At 45.9% G+C, this 16499-nt stretch carries 10 protein-coding genes and 2 pseudogenes; 2 read left to right on the top strand and 10 right to left on the bottom strand.

Going from position 1 to position 16499, the window contains the following annotated elements:
• Positions 1 to 21: 21 nt before the first annotated feature.
• Positions 22 to 999, bottom strand: a complete 978-nt coding sequence (locus tag WCT94_RS18550) for a DUF1852 domain-containing protein (protein WP_336870981.1) — start codon at positions 997 to 999, stop codon at positions 22 to 24.
• A gap of 457 nt (positions 1000 to 1456) precedes the next feature.
• Between WCT94_RS18550 and WCT94_RS18545 the strand changes: the two genes are divergently transcribed.
• A complete protein-coding gene (locus tag WCT94_RS18545; protein ID WP_336870979.1) occupies positions 1457 to 1702 on the top strand; it encodes a YmjA family protein in 246 nt (81 codons plus the stop codon).
• Between the two features lie 170 nt (positions 1703 to 1872).
• Here WCT94_RS18545 and WCT94_RS18540 read toward each other — a convergent pair whose 3' ends face one another.
• Positions 1873 to 2217 carry a gamma-glutamylcyclotransferase family protein gene (locus WCT94_RS18540; RefSeq protein WP_336870978.1) on the bottom strand — a complete coding sequence of 115 codons (345 nt, stop codon included), beginning with the start codon at positions 2215 to 2217 and terminating at the stop codon, positions 1873 to 1875.
• A gap of 401 nt (positions 2218 to 2618) precedes the next feature.
• Here WCT94_RS18540 and zigA point away from each other — a divergent pair, with 401 nt between their 5' ends.
• A complete protein-coding gene (gene zigA / locus WCT94_RS18535) occupies positions 2619 to 3842 on the top strand; it encodes a zinc metallochaperone GTPase ZigA (protein WP_336870975.1) in 1224 nt (407 codons plus the stop codon).
• Between the two features lie 252 nt (positions 3843 to 4094).
• Here the strand turns inward: zigA and zinT are convergent.
• The 8 genes and pseudogenes from zinT to avs3a all read right to left on the bottom strand — a co-directional run.
• Positions 4095 to 4682, bottom strand: a pseudogene (gene zinT / locus WCT94_RS18530) (metal-binding protein ZinT); the annotation flags it as partial.
• A gap of 114 nt (positions 4683 to 4796) precedes the next feature.
• Positions 4797 to 5906: pseudogene (gene aztD / locus WCT94_RS18525) on the bottom strand (zinc metallochaperone AztD); the annotation flags it as partial.
• A gap of 102 nt (positions 5907 to 6008) precedes the next feature.
• Positions 6009 to 6944, bottom strand: coding sequence for a zinc ABC transporter substrate-binding protein AztC (aztC, locus tag WCT94_RS18520; RefSeq protein ID WP_336870974.1), 936 nt, complete (start codon positions 6942 to 6944; stop codon positions 6009 to 6011).
• A 5-nt stretch (positions 6945 to 6949) separates the two neighbouring features.
• Positions 6950 to 7840, bottom strand: coding sequence for a zinc ABC transporter permease AztB (gene aztB, locus WCT94_RS18515; RefSeq protein WP_336870973.1), 891 nt, complete (start codon positions 7838 to 7840; stop codon positions 6950 to 6952).
• The gene (aztA, locus tag WCT94_RS18510; RefSeq protein WP_336870972.1) at positions 7840 to 8565 is read right to left on the bottom strand and encodes a zinc ABC transporter ATP-binding protein AztA; all 726 of its coding nucleotides are present in this window, start codon (positions 8563 to 8565) and stop codon (positions 7840 to 7842) included. The genes aztB and aztA overlap by 1 nt, the downstream gene beginning before the upstream one ends.
• Positions 8566 to 8996: 431 nt before the next feature.
• Positions 8997 to 9308 carry a hypothetical protein gene (locus tag WCT94_RS18505; RefSeq protein ID WP_336870971.1) on the bottom strand — a complete coding sequence of 104 codons (312 nt, stop codon included), beginning with the start codon at positions 9306 to 9308 and terminating at the stop codon, positions 8997 to 8999.
• A 98-nt stretch (positions 9309 to 9406) separates the two neighbouring features.
• Positions 9407 to 10132, bottom strand: a complete 726-nt coding sequence (avs3b, locus tag WCT94_RS18500; protein ID WP_336870970.1) for an AVAST type 3 anti-phage proein Avs3b — start codon at positions 10130 to 10132, stop codon at positions 9407 to 9409.
• Complete coding sequence (gene avs3a / locus WCT94_RS18495; protein WP_336870968.1) at positions 10074 to 16352, bottom strand: AVAST type 3 anti-phage nuclease/ATPase Avs3a; 6279 nt, start codon at positions 16350 to 16352, stop codon at positions 10074 to 10076. Before avs3a ends, avs3b begins: the two co-directional genes overlap by 59 nt.
• Positions 16353 to 16499: the final 147 nt, after the last annotated feature.

The following is a 16499-nucleotide window of genomic DNA, read 5'->3' as shown; positions in this document are numbered from 1 at the left end:
TGACCTTGTGTGTTTGGTTAATCAAAGAACGTAATTAGCAGACCATTGCTCAAGAATAGCTTGGTATGGTTTGATAAAGTTTTTCTCCGTAAACTTTCCCTGCTCAATAGCCAACAGGCTACGTTCTTCTCGATCGTAAACAATTTGAGTGAATGAATGATCCTGATGATTCAGGCTTGGCTGATAGCATTGACCTGCCGGAGAGTTCGCATTGTAAATCTCAGGTCGGTAAATCTTTTGAAAAGTCTCCATCGTGGAGATGGTACTGATCAGCTCAAGATTCGTGTAATCACTCAATAAGTCACCAGAAAAATAGAAGGCCAAAGGCGCAACACTATTTGGCGGCATAAAATAGCGAGCCTGTAACCCCATTTTATGGAAGTATTGGTCGGTCAATGAATATTCATCTTGCTGGTATTCGATGCCTAATACAGGGTGCTGATTTCCAGTCCGATGATAGGTATTTTTACTTGAAACACTGAGGCATATTACTGGCGCTTTGCTAAACGTCTCTTTGTAGCGCTTCGAATTCACGAAGGATTTAAAGATGTTTCCATGCAAATCGCCAAAGCTATCGGGGGTGCTAAATCCGGGATGGTTCTTATTATGATCTGACAGCAATACGCTAAAGTCATAATCTCGCACGTAGGAGGAGAAATTATTCCCTACAATCCCTTCAATGCGCTCGTTCGTTTTTTTATCAACAACATTCGTTTTCAATATTTCAATGACGGGGAAGGTGTTGCCATTGCCTTCAATATCAATTTCAACGGAAATGATATCAAGTTCGACAGCGTAACGATCGCCTTTGGGGTTGTCCCAATGCGCCAGAGAGTTGAAACGATTGTCAATCATTTTTAAAGCGTTGCGCAAGTTCTCCTGGCGGTTCTTTCCTCGCGCCAAATTCGCAAAGTTAGTCGTGATACGCGTATTTTCGGAGGGGTTATAATTCTCATCGAAACACGTGTTCTTAATAGTAAATGTAAAATTCTTATTCATCGCGATCTGACATCCTAATTTTTGATATAAAACCTGATGTTATGTCTTTCTTTTCGAAGGTTTTCAGGTCTTATCATCCAGCAGATTTCATATTGTCTCTAACTACCACTGCACAATTTATGCCAGACTCAGTGAGTGAGTAAAAGTGATTTAATTTCAATAGACATGAGCCATCTTCATGACTTGGTGTACGGTTCGCATCGGCGCGGTAGTAGCGCTCCCTGTTATACAACATTTATTTTTATAATTCATATGGTTAGTGGAGGTTGCTTGCATGGTCTCATGGTAAGGCTAAACTGGAAAAGTTTACCCGTTTTTCGCGTCTAAGAGACTGAACCTTCCTCGTTTGGCTCCTTGCCCCGACATGGATGACAGGAAAACGAAGTAAGAATGGTATTATCCAGGCCAGATGATGCATGCATCAACGGACATAGACCTTAACCCCTGGGGACGACTTATGAACAATGAAATACCGCTTAAATTTTATGACATCACGGATGAGTATTCGACGGAATCTGAAAAACCGGTGAGCGAGTCAGAACGTGACGCTGTGGCACACTATTTCCAACTGCTGATCACCCGCTTAATGAATAATGAAGAAATCAGTGAAGATGCGCAGCAAGAGATGGCCAGTGAAGCCGGTATCGACGCGCATCGTATTGATGAGATCGCGACGTTCCTGAATCAATGGGGCAATGAGTAGTGCTTGTTGAGGGCATGTTGAAAAGGATGCAAGGTGAGTGTGATTGTGTCCGCTCTCCATTCTGGCCGACTGCCATAAGATGTTAAAAACAAAAATCCCGCCTGTGTTTCCTGACGCGGGATTTTCAAATTGGGTTCCCTTGCTGTGGCAGGGCAGGGAACGTATTCGAGCTATATCGCGTGTTGGCCTGTTTGTGGCTGTAACTGGTAAATCCAGGCTGTAACCTGTTGGCCTTCCGCTGTGGTAACCACAACCTCAACGCGATCGTAGCCCTCTTCAAACTCATCCAGCATTGACCAGTGCGCTTCAAGATTATCAGATAAAAATAGGTAACCGCTGACGCGCGGCCCGCGCTCATCCAGCACGATCCCCGGAAAATCCGCGGCGGCACCCCAGCCACGCTCATAAAACGTGCCTGTCACGTAACCCGGCAACCATTCTCCACCGATGTTCTCCAGAATATAGGCATTCGAGTGACCCGGACGCAGCGTACCGTAGACAAACAAGCGTTCCATTTTTCCTCGTCAATCAAAACAGTGAATTCCCAAAGGGCGAAGAGCAATGCTCACGTTAGGGCTTAATAAAGCGATTCGCAACAGGTTATTTAGCGCCGCTGTTGCCATTTTGTATTGAGCCCCGCAATCCTTTAAAGACATATTTCCGAAAACATCGCATTTCCCTACTGACATTTTTGACTGGGTCTAAAATCCTAATTGATTGCATAATTTGTTATGATATAACATAACAAATTATGGCGTGGCATGCAGAACTGATGGGATACCCATGTTTGACTGACATGACAGGGCTGAGACAGGCCAGTTGATTCCACGTGCTGAGATTTTGAAAGCCATTCCCTGCTGGGAGCGTAAGGGAGAGGCTAGTTATAGACCGCTAAGTGTTGAGGAACAGAGCAAAAATGCCTGAATTACATGCAACAATGAACAACGATTCTCGCCTTCCTGTAACCGTATTATCGGGGTTTCTGGGCGCAGGAAAAACAACCTTACTCAACCATATCCTGAATAATCGCGAAGGCAGACGCGTGGCGGTGATTGTAAATGATATGTCGGAAGTGAATATCGATGCTGCTCTGGTTAGGGACGGCGGTGCTGAACTTTCACGGACCGATGAAAAATTGGTAGAAATGAGTAACGGCTGTATTTGCTGCACCTTGCGGGAAGATCTCTTACTGGAAGTGAATCGTTTGGCGAAAGAGGGGCGTTTTGATCAGTTGGTCATTGAATCTACTGGGATTGCCGAACCTCTTCCCGTTGCTGAGACTTTCACCTTTGCGGGTGATGATGGGGAAAGTCTCTCAACTGTCGCCCGGCTTGACACCATGGTGACCGTGGTGGATGCATTCAATTTTCTTAAGGATTATGGCTCAGAGGACAGCATCCAGTCTCGCGGAGAATCGCTGGGGGAAGAAGATGAACGTAGCGTGGTTGATCTTTTAATCGATCAGATCGAATTCTGTGATGTGCTGATTCTTAATAAGGTCGATCTTATTGATGAAGAGCAAAAAGGTAAGCTGCAAGCTATTTTGCATTCACTTAATCCACGAGCAAAAATTGTGGTATCGCAGTTTGGTCAGGTTTCACTTGATAATGTACTGAATACCGGGCTATTTGATTTTGATCATGCGGCTCAGGCTCCTGGCTGGCTTAAGGAGCTGCGTGGCGAACATACACCAGAAACAGAAGAGTATGGAATAACGAGTTTTGTCTTTCGTGCTCGCAGGCCTTTTCATCCGCTCCGCTTCTGGCAAGTGATGGAGAATACACTCGCCGGCGTTGTCAGATCTAAAGGCTACTTCTGGCTAGCCAGCCGCCCAGAATATGCGGGATCCTGGTCTCAGGCTGGCGGTGTCGCCCGTCAGGGGCTGGGCGGAATGTGGTGGGCCAGCGTGCCCAGAGAACGTTGGCCGGAAGATGATGAATCACTCGGGTTTATCATGTCAAACTGGATAGAAGGTATTGGGGATGCGCGTCAGGAGCTGGTGTTTATTGGCATGAATATGGATGAATCTGGTCTGCGGGCTCAGTTGAATTCAGCGTTGCTAACGGATGCAGAAATGTCGGAAGGACCGCAAAAATGGCTTAATTATCCCGATCCGATTGAGCCTTGGTTCAAAGAATAATTTTTGAAAATATTGCGAAAGCCGCCTTCAGCGAAAGCGGCTTTTTACGTTTTACGCTGTTGTGAAATGCCGACGCTATCTTTTCCACCGCTCCCGATCAGTTTGATCATCCTAAATGCCGCTTTTAATTTACGTCGCATAACCGTGATGGGTCATGCCAAAGAAATCGATGATTTTATGCTTGCATCGGTGATGAAATAAGGCATAGCGTGAAAAATAGCGATGCCTTTTAATACAGGAACTCAGCGGATATTAATGATGATGCAACAGGTCATCAACAACCTGATCGCTGGTAAGTTGATAAGGATAATACGTCGGCCAGTTATCCATTTCTTTAAGGATCGCTTCTTGAGAGGTATTTCCCATAAAGATATGGAAGTGGGCTGATTTACGCGGCGCAATGGTGTGATCGCTGAACTGAACGTATTTAGGTGCTTTCGATTGGGCATCTTTACATTCAAAGAGGTAGCGCACACCTTTTTTACCCGAGACATAGTTAAGGATCTTATGCCCAGCATAGTCATAATGGCATGAGGCGACTTCGCCATCTTTATGGAATTCCATGACGCCATTTTCTATTTTTATTTCTGAAACAGTGGTGGCGTAGCCTTTCCGGTAATAATCTTTAACTTGTTCAACGGTATTGCTCTTATCGTTTTCCGCTTTCTTTTTGAAAACCGGCTCCATTTCACCTGATAGCATAATAGGGTAAATAGACTGCCACATACCTTCCCAGTCGGTAAGCGCTCTATCTTTTACATCGCTATTATTGAAAACACCATTGGCCGCTTTCTTTTCCATTTCGGTCATGGGCGCACCATGTAAATGGTCGTGGTCGTGGTCGTGGTCGTGGTCGTGGGCATGGTCGTGAGAATGCTCATGACCGTGGTCGTGGGAATGACCATGATCGTGAGAAGTACCGTGCTCATGGACTTTGCCCGATCCCCCGACAGCAACAATGTTGAACGGATGTCCCTGTACAGCAATTGTGCTGGTTTCTTTCAGCTCCACCGCATCCAGCACGTGAATTTTGCTCTTTAGAGGATCGGTAATATAGATGCTGTTAGCCGCGACGGCGATACGCGGACGCGCATCGTTCCAATGTCCGTCCATCGAGTACGGTTCGGTGACGCGTACAGATTGGGTAATCTCCCCCTTGAGCACATCAACCTGATTTAACTTGCCGTCTTCCGTAAAGACATAAGCGTATTTTGGACGTACCGGATCGACGGCGAAATGCACGCGGCGGGTTGGCAACTGTACCAAACGGAAGCTCTGCGCTTCGGTTGGGTCGATAAGTACGATGCGATCTGGGCCGTAGTTACCGATAAAGAACTGCATGCCTTTACCGCCGATCAGTGTAGAAACGCTGCCTTTCGGCAATGTACTGGAGTAAGGCAGATGACGGATTTGGGGGGTATCGCCTTTCTGGGTTATCAGCAGCAGGCCTGTTTCGCAGGACAGAGCGTAAGTATCGCCGGAGCTGGCAGAACCGTGCAGACCCGGGCAGGCCACATTCTCACCGACAATTTTACTATCCAGACTGATCACATGGGCACCGATCGGGCGTTTGGAGGCATCTTCTGGGTTAGGAATGGAGGCGACGATATAGTTGTCATACGGAACAGCAACGCCATGGTGCGGCGCACCAACAAGCACTCTTTTCGCGTCATTGACGCCTTCCAGCACTGCGTGTTCACTCAAGAGCATCGTGTAACGTTCGCCATCAAACCACTGGGCGACTTTGCCCTGACGTTCGACAAAGTGCCCCGGCTTTTTGCCTGTCAGTTGGGTCTTAAGTAATGTGGGTTCATCGATATCAATATCGGCGTGATCGCCGTGATCGTGGAATGAGATGCCGGAACCGATCATCGAAACGGTTTCCGCGCTGCCCTGAACGGCAAACACCGTCGCACCGTTTTCACTGCGATAAAGTGATGCTGGCCCTTTCACGGTAAAGGAGGTCAGCTTGTTGCCATTAAGGGCATCAATCACGTTTACGACGGGCTTCTCGCGATCGGCGACGAACAAACGCCAGGCTGTGACATCTTCTTCTGCCGCCATTGTTGATCCCGCTGTACCCAGCAGAATGGCTGAAATAGATAGCGGTAATAAAAGCTTTTTCATGTGGATCTCCATTATCAAATAGTCCAGATTCGAGTGAAATCAGGGAGTTTGCTCATCGTCAGCCAGCGCCGACACGATGGTGTTGACGTTGTGCTGCATCATTGCGATATAGGTTGGTGCCGGGCCGGAAGGGGCGGAGAGCGCGTCGGAATAGAGTACGCCTGCAATGGGTAAACCGGCTTCGGCTGCAATTTGCTCCACCAGTCGTGGGTTCGAAATATTCTCGGTGAAGACTGCGGCGGCGCGGTTTTTCTTTATCTCGCGCAGAATGCCTGCAACATCGGCGGCAGAAGCTTCAGACTCGGTAGACACCCCCTGAGGGGATAAAAAGTGGATCCCATAAGCGTGCTCGAAATAGCGAAAGGCATTGTGGCCGACCACCACGGTACGTCGTGATGCTGGGATGCGAGCCATTGCACTATCGATGGCCGTACCCAGTTTGATGAGTTTTTCCTCATAGGCTTTGGCGTTAGCTTGATAGGTGTCGCAGCCGCTTTTATCCGCGGCGCAAAAGGCGGCGGTAATATTTTTCACATAGATATGGGCATTAGACAGCGACTGCCAGGCATGAGGGTCGAAAGGGGCGGCATGGAATACCGCTTTACCGTTATAGAAATGGTAATGCCCGCCAGCGGGGTCGCGAATAATCTCTGCACCTTTAGTCACTTCCACCACTGGTGCTTTGCTCTCACTGGCCTCAATAAGCCGGTTAATGAACCCCTCAAACTGTAAGCCGTTAATTAAAATCACGTCGGCTTTGGCCATCGCAATCGCATCTGCTGGGGACGGTTCATACACATGCGCATCGCTGTCAGGGCCGACGATGGTGCGCAGCTCAATACGATCCTGGCCGATGTTTTTTGCCATATCGCCCAGAATAGAGAAGCTTGCAATGACACTGAGTTTGGTATTCGCCTGAAGCGGCAGTGACAGGGAAAGCAAGACAGCGACGCTGAGCGCCGTGGTAATTTTCATAGGATTTACTCCGTGCGTGAAGCGCGCGTTTTAACTAACGAAGAGTGAGAAGGGCGGCGGGTGTTTTTCATCATGACAAGGCCGGTTGAGACCAGATAAAAAACGCCGTTAGCGAGAATAATGGCCGGACCTGATGGCAGCGAATAATGGTAGGAGAACAGCAGACCCGCCACGCAGGCTACCATCCCAATCAGCACCGAAAACAGGCAAAGCGTGATGACGCGATGGGTCCAGAAACGAGCGGTGACGGCTGGGAGAATCATCAAACCAACTGACAGCAGCGTACCCAGCGCCTGATATCCTGCCACGAGGTTTATCACCACCAGCGTGAGGAACAGAAAATGAACCGGCGAGCTGAGCCGTGACACGGTGCGTAGGAACAATGGGTCCAGACACTCAGCAATCAGCGCGCGCCACAAGAGTACCAGTGCCAGTAAAGAGGCGGCGGAAACGCAGGCGATGAGGGTCAGGGCCTGCACATTCAGCGCCAGAACGGAGCCGAAGAGCACATGCATTAAGTCTACGCTCGATCCGCGCAGCGAAACGATAAGTACCCCGAGCGCCAGTGAAATAAGGTAAAACGCCGCCATGGAGGCATCTTCCTTTTGTACCGTTAGCCGTGACACGACCCCGGAACCTATCGCCACGACCAGCCCGGCAACCATGCCGCCGAGCGTCATTGGAATGATTTCTAATCCATAGAGCAAAAAACCAAAAGCGGCGCCGGGTAGCACGGCGTGGGACATGGCATCCCCGACCAGACTCATACGGCGTAGTGTCAGGAACACACCCACCGGACACGCGCTGAGCGATAGCAGCAATGCCCCCATAAGGGCGCGGCGCATAAAGTTAAATTCGACAAACGGATTGATGAGTAGATCGTAAAGCCAGGCCATTATCGGTCTCCAGCCACGTAAAGCGCAGCGTCATGCCGACAGAATGCTGGTGGGATTGGGCAGTGTTTCATCACCCACGAGGTTTCTCCCCAGGCGACCACGGTGCTATTGACCATTAAGGTTTCTGGGAAATGACGGCTCACAAGTTCAGGGTCGTGTATCACCACAACGACGGTGCGTTGCTGTGAGTGCCAGTCTTTGATCAGAGCCAGCATATCCTGCGTGGTCGCCGTATCAATGGCATTGAAGGGCTCGTCGAGTAAAATGATAGTGGCGTCCTGAACAATCACTCGGGCAAATAGGGCGCGTTGAAACTGACCTCCAGAGAGTGCGCTGAGTGATTTATTTTCAAAACCCGCCAGTCCAACAGCCGCAAGCGCCTGAACGACGCGTATCCGATCCTGGCGACGATGCCAGCCCATCAAGCCTCTATCTTGCCAGAGCCCTAGCGATACCAGATCGCTGACAGTGGCAGGGAAGCTGCGATCAAGCTCCGAGAGCTGTGGCAGATAAGCGATCCGTGCGCCTGATGCGATACGGCAGATACCTGACTGAGGTTGCAGTATTCCGGCAATACCCTTCAGTAGCGTCGATTTACCCGAGCCGTTCGGGCCGACTACCGCAGTCAGAGAACCTCTGCGAACCGAACCCGTGATAGTGCTCAATACTGGATTTCCATCGTAGCCGAGAGTCAGCTCTTCGACCTGTACTGCAAAATCCGTCATCTCATTAATGTTCCATTATTACGTTAATTTGTAATGTTATAACATATCATTAATGGGTGTAAATATTTAAGACAGTTTTTACCGCAAAGTGAAATACTGTATGAAAATCAACCTAGTTATGCGTGCTAGACTGTACTGAACCCAATAATGATGTTGCACAGGGCTTAATGTAGGAGTCGGTACATTGTGGACGTTGAGAGGAGGGCAAACGGTGGGTCAATACGGAATAAGATGCTAAAAAGCAAAAATCCCGCTTAAGTTTCCTTAAGCGGGATTTTCTAAATTTGGCTCCTCTGACTGGGATCGCCTTTGCCAGTAACTGGCTAATAAGTAAGCTAAACCTGAATTCCCTTTCTGTCAAGATCACCAGAGTGACCACCAATTTAGCTCGGACTGAACATACAACGAGTTAGCTTTTTAATCTTTACTAACTACCCTATATATTTCTTTGCAAAACTAGCTAACTCTTTCGCTCTAACGGGTTCCCAGCCGTTATTGACTGCGAACTGTCTGATCTCTTCTTCTGTTGTTCTGAATCCTTGCTCTTTTAGTAAAGCTTTTACTGCTTGCTCGCCGAGAAATGTTGCAATATCAGAGTGAGAAAATGTTCCTTTTGCAGGGAACAACAATGTGATTCGCTGCAGTCCTGCATCTTTGCATAGATGATAGGTTTTGCTTATGGCGAGCTTTATATTGTTCTGATTTGAACCGTTGTTCTCTATCAAAATTCTGGATACTGACATAATAACTCCTTTTACTAAATGTTAAGGGAGATCACAACGTTTTGGGCTAGAGCGTAATATGCTTGCTTAATTGGCATGAATACTAGAAATGTGTCATCTTAAACATCGTCACCGTCTTTTTCTGGCTCATCTTCAATTACTGGTAGGGTCTCAAGTTGTGATTTGAGTTGTTCGTCTAACTGAGTGGCCAATGAAAGAAATGCGGCAAGATTTTTTTGTCGTTTTTCCAGAACTCGCCGTTGCGCCCTGCTGGGATGAATTGTGTTTGCTGGGTTACCACGTAATTGAAAAATACGAAATTCAATTAGATCAATGTCGTCGTCTAATCCAGCTTTTTGTGCCAGTTCCACCCATTCTTGAGATTTATCAATAGAATTTTCTGCGGCTAAAGAAAGGCAATAATCAATCAGGATTTTTGAAGACGAATCGATATATTCGGCCACTTTTAACCATTTCTGAGTTTCCGTAGATTCCTTTTCTCTATTCGTGAGCCCTAGGTTGGGAAAAAAATATCTCGGCTGTTGGTTTTCAGGATCAAGACTTTCTAAAGCCCTTAGGATGGGTTCTAGCTCTTTAAATGGCTTATTGCCAAATGATAATTCGTAGCGCTTAGCCCAGAAGGCCCAAACAGAGTCCCTGATCTCCAACTGTTTCGCGATGCGCATAGTTTCATTCTTGGTATTTTCTGCGTCGTAAATCAGTTCTGCAATATGGTGAGCCATCCAACGGCCTAACGTATCAACAGAATTGTTTAACTCAAGTTCTTCAACCAGCTTTTTCCCCAGCTGTATAATTGCCGTGTAGCGTTCGGAAGGTTCCGTCATGTTTAACGAGGAAGATTCTGGTACTTGAGGGGATATTCTCGAGCTCATTTTCATTACTCCGCCCATATCTGTCACTCCGCGAGTAGCGATTTACATCAACCTCTATAATGAGATCCATGTTTAATGTAGTTAACACGTTTTTGATAAAATCTACAGAGGCACAAAGTTTATGACCACTTGGTTTTTCGTCTTTATTTTTTTCTGCTAGGTTACCCCAGATACTGGAGATCATTTTTGGTTCGGTGCTATAGGTGGTATGCCATACTCGCTGGTCTTTATCCGTAGTTAATTTCATGGCTTCAACGATAAACGGCGCTGGCTTAGGTAACGGGAATGTCACATCACCAGCCCATGGGTCGTGTTTATCAATGCCTTTATATTCACTGATGTCTTTAATCCATCCCTTTAATTGATAGGACATATGATCAATTTCCATATCCTCACCAGCACTGGGAATTTTATAGTCATATACATTTTCGGCAGTTTGTAGTGCCCGGAGTAAAGAGAATGATCTTTCAGGTGAAACTAAGGCCGTATAAACGGAAACTGATTCTCTTCGATCAGTACGGTTCTCTGACCAGTGCCCCCATACGGTCAGCAATCCAGCTGCGGGACTTAATGCTTTGTCAAAAATGTTTTCTGAAATTGATCCCAGCCATTCATTGAGATTACCAGAAGTATCATTAATCCAGCTTGGTCTGATCTCGGGTTGCGGATCTCGCCGATCAACGAGCCAACGGCCATCGCGGCGTGAGATATCATGTCTTTTGAGCCAGTCCTGAAAAACATCTTCTACTTCGTCGTAACGACTATCAACCAGAGGTTTGGTCGCTAGTAGCTTTCCAGCGCACATGAACATTGCATGATAGGAGAGATAAAAATGGTAATCATCAACACGTGGATAGGAACCATGGCTGTGATGATTATCTCTGTCTTGATAGTAGCGTCGTTTACTACGCTCATCTTCTTTCCAGTTACGGCTTCCTTTGAAACCAAAGTCATTGCGAATAATACGTAACATTTCAGGTTCAAGCTTTTTTTGGGATACTCCAAAACAGCGGCCTAAAGGTTCCAGCCAATATGGGCCAAAATCGATACCAAAAGTGTACGAATCTTCGCCTATTAGGCTTTCAGATTGGCCCACTGTAGAGTCATATGTTGACTGGTTTATGTTGCAAAGTTTGTCCCTTTCTTGATTGGTTATAGATATCAACTTGGCTTCACTAAGTGCGAGCAGGGTTCTGGCGGCAAAAAGACGGATTAATACATGTGGCTGTTCACTTTTGGCGTAGCGATAAAAATAATCGGCATAGGGTATCAATGCTTTTCCGCCATCTTGTGCGGCACGTGCAACAGCAATTAATAACCATAATTGAGCGTGAAGGGTATAGAAAGGAAGATTGCGATCGCAAAAAGGCTGCGTCGAGCAATTTTCTGCATGTTGAAATATTCCTTGAAGCACCTCGGAACGTTCTAGTCGACAAAGCATAAGAACTGCATGAGCGGCTTCCCAGCGAACGGTTGATTCTGGCGACGCTAGCCTGGCCCATATATACCCCGCAAGAGAATCCTCAATCTGAGTTGGGGGAATTAATGTAGGTCCCCATGGGCCATCACCATCTTCCTCTTTCAATACTTCATTGAATAAGTCCAGTCCATAAGACAGAACATTTAATGCTTCTTCTGGGGTCAATCTATCAACCAATAGCCCGACAAGGCCAAACAACTGTCGTGAATCTGATGGTTCTGGTGATTCAGATGTCGCATTTAGAACAATACTGATTAACTCTTCTTCATTGAGTCCGGATAGTTCGCTGGCAAGCTTGAAAGGGAATACTTCGTAGTAGCGATACTTTCTGATAAGCATGCCGAACCGCTGGCAGTAACTCTTGGCTACTGAAGCAATAGCTGTTTTTATGTTTAACCGGGATGTCCATTCCATAGGGATGGATTCAAGAAAAGTAGTGAAACTATAAAAGATGATCTCAGATAAGTTACCAAAAGCGATAATAAAGTCTTTTTCTTTGCCAAAATTAATACGAGTTATTGCCTCTTGAATGAACAGCATCGTTGAATATAAGTCAGGTTCACAACTGAAATTCTGGTATGCGATAGAAATTCCTTGGGATGTAGATAAATCACACATACTGAAAACTCTATCCCATGCTGCTTTAGATTTTTCGTCAATTTCGGTGGCGTGATCGCTTGTTGATTCCAAATCTGATCTGGACTGATCTTCAGCTGAAATGTATATGTTAAGAACAGTGGGATCTATTCCGATGTATAAAGCAATGGTTTTAATTCGTGCTAATTTTTCTGAACGAGGTGAGGTGAATTTGATGTAATTATAAACCCATTGAAAAAGCGTTTGTTTGTCCTGATTATTTTTACATAAAGGCAAAGCAGCTATCAACAACTTATCTTCGTCCCACGCTTCCCGGAAAGGGATTAATGCTGTTGCATCAAGTGGATTGATTTTATTTTTCTTTACTAGTTGTTCTATCGTTAGCGCCAGTATATTTCGGTGATCGCCAAACGTACGATCTCGCCAACGGCTAATGATGGTCAGAGTGGAGGATGGGCATAATTCAGACAACGCTTTGATCGTATCATTCCATGCAAAATGTTTATCACGATCAACATATTCTCGAGTTACTTCGGCACAGCGTGAAAATTTATAGGCAATTTCTGGTGATGCTATGTTTTTGTCGGCAATGTATTCCGCCAGATCAAGTAATGCTCCCCATCGTTCCAGATTTTCATCACCGAGTTTATTGGTGACCTCAATAGCGAGGTTAAAATATTCTTGAGCTTCTGACTTATCGAGTAAAATAAGCGATCTAGCTATATCGATATAGTTTTCAGCTTTGGTTTGTGCGTCAGTGTGGTTATCCTTCCACAAAGATAGTGCCTGTTGCGCGAAGATAAATGAAAATTTTTCAAGCCCAGTTATCTGCGAGCAAAGACGGGAAAATCTGTGCAATGTCGGTGTAAAGACCCGATGGTCTTTATGTTGATACCATGCAATGATTTCTTCGATATCAGCACAGCTAATATCTCCGACTTCAGATAAAATATCGAACCAGATATTAGCTATTTCATCACTACTAGAGGAATGTTCCGAGTATGAATACCCTTTTATTTCCGCTGATAACTTTTTTGCATCAGCGAGTTTATTATCTAACTCAGCCTTGGATACTTTCCCTAAAAGGGCTTTAGCCCATAAGTTATACCAAGGAATTAACACACCACTACATTGCTTTAGTTCGCGAAGCCCCTGTGATTCACTATGCTTTCTTTCAGCGTTTATCTCTTCAATGACTTTTTCAGATGCAATATCACTCAAACTTAATGGTGAATTAGTTAATGTGGCGCGTAGCGCATACATTCGTATATATTGCACACGTTCTTTACTGTGTTCAGAGGACAGGGAATTCGGAGCGAATTGGGGTAAGTAGCGGTTTAAAAGTGTTATGGCTTCGTTGTCATTACAGACATTAAGCTGTAGCGCCATTTCAATGATGCTGGTTATTGCTGCTATTGTCTGATTATCAAATGAGTATCTGATTTTGATTTTCAGATGAGAGCTAGCTAATAAACGGTAGCCTCTCTTTACAGATTGTTCAGGTAATTGGTAATGGAATTTTCTGGAAATCAATATAATAGCCAAAATTAATCCAAGATCATTTCCTGCCGCAATAGCTAACTGGTTCAGCTCTGTATAACGGCCATGATCCAGTAGTTGTTTGGCAATGATTATGCCGGCATCGAAAGATAATTCCCGAGGTTGCCATTGGCGAAGGCTTCTTGCCGCTTCATCTGCACCATGAATATTGAGATAGGCGATAGCCATAACAGCTATATCCTGAGCAGTTACGTTTTCTCTGCTGCGTTCATCATCGTTTAGTGAACTCCAGTTATCTAACCATTCCAGAGCAATACGCAGTCGGCTACGGGCGTCACCAGAGAGCTCAGGAAATTCCGATAAAAGTGCAGAGTTGTAGACATTTTGTGATCCAACCCAACCAGTATCAGAAAAGGCACGACGTGAGATAAGCTCCTGGACACTGTGGTTGTCCATAAATTTTGCAGTCAGATCAAGATTATCCTGCAATAATTTTCGCTGCCTGCTGTCGCCAGCACTTTCTCCACCTGCTTTAAGCGCAAGTTTTGCAGCATCCTGATACTTCTCAAGGCGTAAGGCTGCTTTCAGGGCAAATTGCAGTCTTTGAAATTCAACATCGCGACGTTCGATAGGACTCGTTTCTGGCAACCCTTGTGATGTCATTGCCAGAGTGACGAGTTCCGAAAATTGCCCAGCCTCAAGCATTAACGGTGGTAATACTGACGCAGCGTAGGCACTGTTTTTTGTTAACGGCGTCAGTCGGGCAATAAACTGACGGAGCTCTTTTTCTTTAGGGCGATATCGTTCCTGAAACCACGTTTCAGCGGGTTCATCAAAGAACTGGATAGTATCCCCATTGACGATTAACGGCCGCCCAAGATCCAACACAAAACTTTTTATTGCGGATTCATCGATTTCAGTGATTGCAGACAAAATAGTGATAGGAATGAGTGGACGAAGTACCGCCAGTGCTGCACAAATAAAATCGATCTGCGCTCGTTCTGTATGCCCAGTGGCATCTTTCAACTGGTAGATGGCGGCTTCGAGTACTTCTCCGATAGTATCTTCCACCGTTTTGGGATTAGGACCTAACAGTCTCAATGTGTCTGGCAGTGATAAATGTCGAGAAAGTGACAATGCCTGAACCCTGGGATTATGAGAGCTTAGTCGATGGAATTCATCCACATCCTGATCATTTGCATCCGGGAATATTCCACGCAGGTGTGCGGCAGTTTCGCTACGGTCGAAAGGCTGTAAAGTCAGACTAGGCGTGCCGGGGCGTGGATCCAGCAGGCTCTGCCTATGTGGTCTGCAAAGTGCGACAATACAAACGCCTGCAGGAATATTCTCTCTGAGTAGATCTCTGATAAATGAACGTGATTCGTTGATTTCCTCTGCAGCCATTTGTGCATTATCTGCGGCATCAACAATAATGCACAATATAGCCTCAGGATGTGACGCTCGAAGCGTGGAAATTCCATGAGAAATACGATGCATAAATGCACGCATATAGTGAGAAATGTCAGTACTGGCGTTCGGAATTAAAGGATGGCATAGGCCATGTGAGGCTATCTCATTGGCAATCTGCACTAATGCGGTTCGGTGGTGATGACGATAGGCCGAAGCATTACGATATTGTCCATTACCAAAGCAGTCATACAGAATACTGACTGACCCTTCAGGCAAGTGTTGATGAATGCGGGTTGAGAAAATTGACTTGCCGACACCTGCATCGGCATGAACGATGATAGGTGAGTCCATAGACTCAACAATATTTTTGACGAGTGAAATCTCTTGTATTCGAGGTATCACATTTTCAATTTTCTCTATCAGGCAAGGTGCGGGGAATAGATCTGTTTCGTCTACCCCTAACGCACGTAAAACATCCATTCTGGTAATCGCTGGATCTGATGCACTTTCTGATAGCGCCTTCCGGGTAATAAGTTCTTTTAGATTCAGCGGGGCTTGGGTGTCAAGATCAGGGAGATATCCGTTAGATTCTCTCAGGAGAATATTTCGCTGTTCCCAGTAACCATCCTGTCGTTCTTCAATGTGAAGCATTTGGCAAAAGGACACCAACTCTTGATCTTCCAGACCTGTGAATTTTTTAAGTTTAGCAAGATCGTCTGGATGGCGAGGAAGGTGTTGATTTGCCATATCTGTAATCGCTTCACTGAAACTAGTACTGACTGGGCGGTTAGTGACAAACCATAATTCCAGCTTAGTATGCAAGGATTCAGTAGGAAATCGCTGCAACAGTTCTTTATAGCGTTTAGCGAATCCTTCTATCGTTTTCTGTAATCCGCTAGGGGGCCATGCTGTTTCAGCATGTAATGTTGAATGCTTCAATTGCATATATCTGACAGTAGTCGCTTGCTCGAACTCATTACTGCCATAGTATTCGGCAATATCAATGATCTCTTCGCCTTCCTCCACCGACGGTTGTGATCCCATTTCCGCTGTCGAAGCACCTTCAATGGTAATTGCAGTTAAAGACGCTTTAGGGTCTAACAATCGGAGGGCTCGGCGGGCAGCCCAAAGATAGTGAAATTGATCTCCATCCCTACTGGCTCGAACAAGCAAGCTGTCTGACATTGAAATTGTCCTTAGATTCAGATAGGCCTTCTTGATTATAACCCCTTACATTTTAAGTGACTATCTGCACGATGGAGTTGATGTGAAATAGAGCTGAGCGGCGTAAACGCTCCCGTCTTAATCGGCACGGATGACCATTTATCTACG

It is taken from the genome of Pectobacterium sp. 1950-15 (genome assembly GCF_037136835.1).
GTDB lineage: Bacteria > Pseudomonadota > Gammaproteobacteria > Enterobacterales > Enterobacteriaceae > Pectobacterium.
The sequence above is the reverse complement of the archived record's forward strand: the minus strand, read 5'-3'. Positions and strand labels throughout refer to the sequence as shown.

Coding starts and splice junctions, on each gene's coding strand:
- WCT94_RS18550 (WP_336870981.1), bottom strand. CDS start 999: ATGAATAAGAATTTTACATTTACTATTAAGAACACGTGTTTCGATGAG.
- WCT94_RS18545 (WP_336870979.1), top strand. CDS start 1,457: ATGAACAATGAAATACCGCTTAAATTTTATGACATCACGGATGAGTAT.
- WCT94_RS18540 (WP_336870978.1), bottom strand. CDS start 2,217: ATGGAACGCTTGTTTGTCTACGGTACGCTGCGTCCGGGTCACTCGAAT.
- zigA (WP_336870975.1), top strand. CDS start 2,619: ATGCCTGAATTACATGCAACAATGAACAACGATTCTCGCCTTCCTGTA.
- aztC (WP_336870974.1), bottom strand. CDS start 6,944: ATGAAAATTACCACGGCGCTCAGCGTCGCTGTCTTGCTTTCCCTGTCA.
- aztB (WP_336870973.1), bottom strand. CDS start 7,840: ATGGCCTGGCTTTACGATCTACTCATCAATCCGTTTGTCGAATTTAAC.
- aztA (WP_336870972.1), bottom strand. CDS start 8,565: ATGACGGATTTTGCAGTACAGGTCGAAGAGCTGACTCTCGGCTACGAT.
- WCT94_RS18505 (WP_336870971.1), bottom strand. CDS start 9,308: ATGTCAGTATCCAGAATTTTGATAGAGAACAACGGTTCAAATCAGAAC.
- avs3b (WP_336870970.1), bottom strand. CDS start 10,132: ATGACGGAACCTTCCGAACGCTACACGGCAATTATACAGCTGGGGAAA.
- avs3a (WP_336870968.1), bottom strand. CDS start 16,352: ATGTCAGACAGCTTGCTTGTTCGAGCCAGTAGGGATGGAGATCAATTT.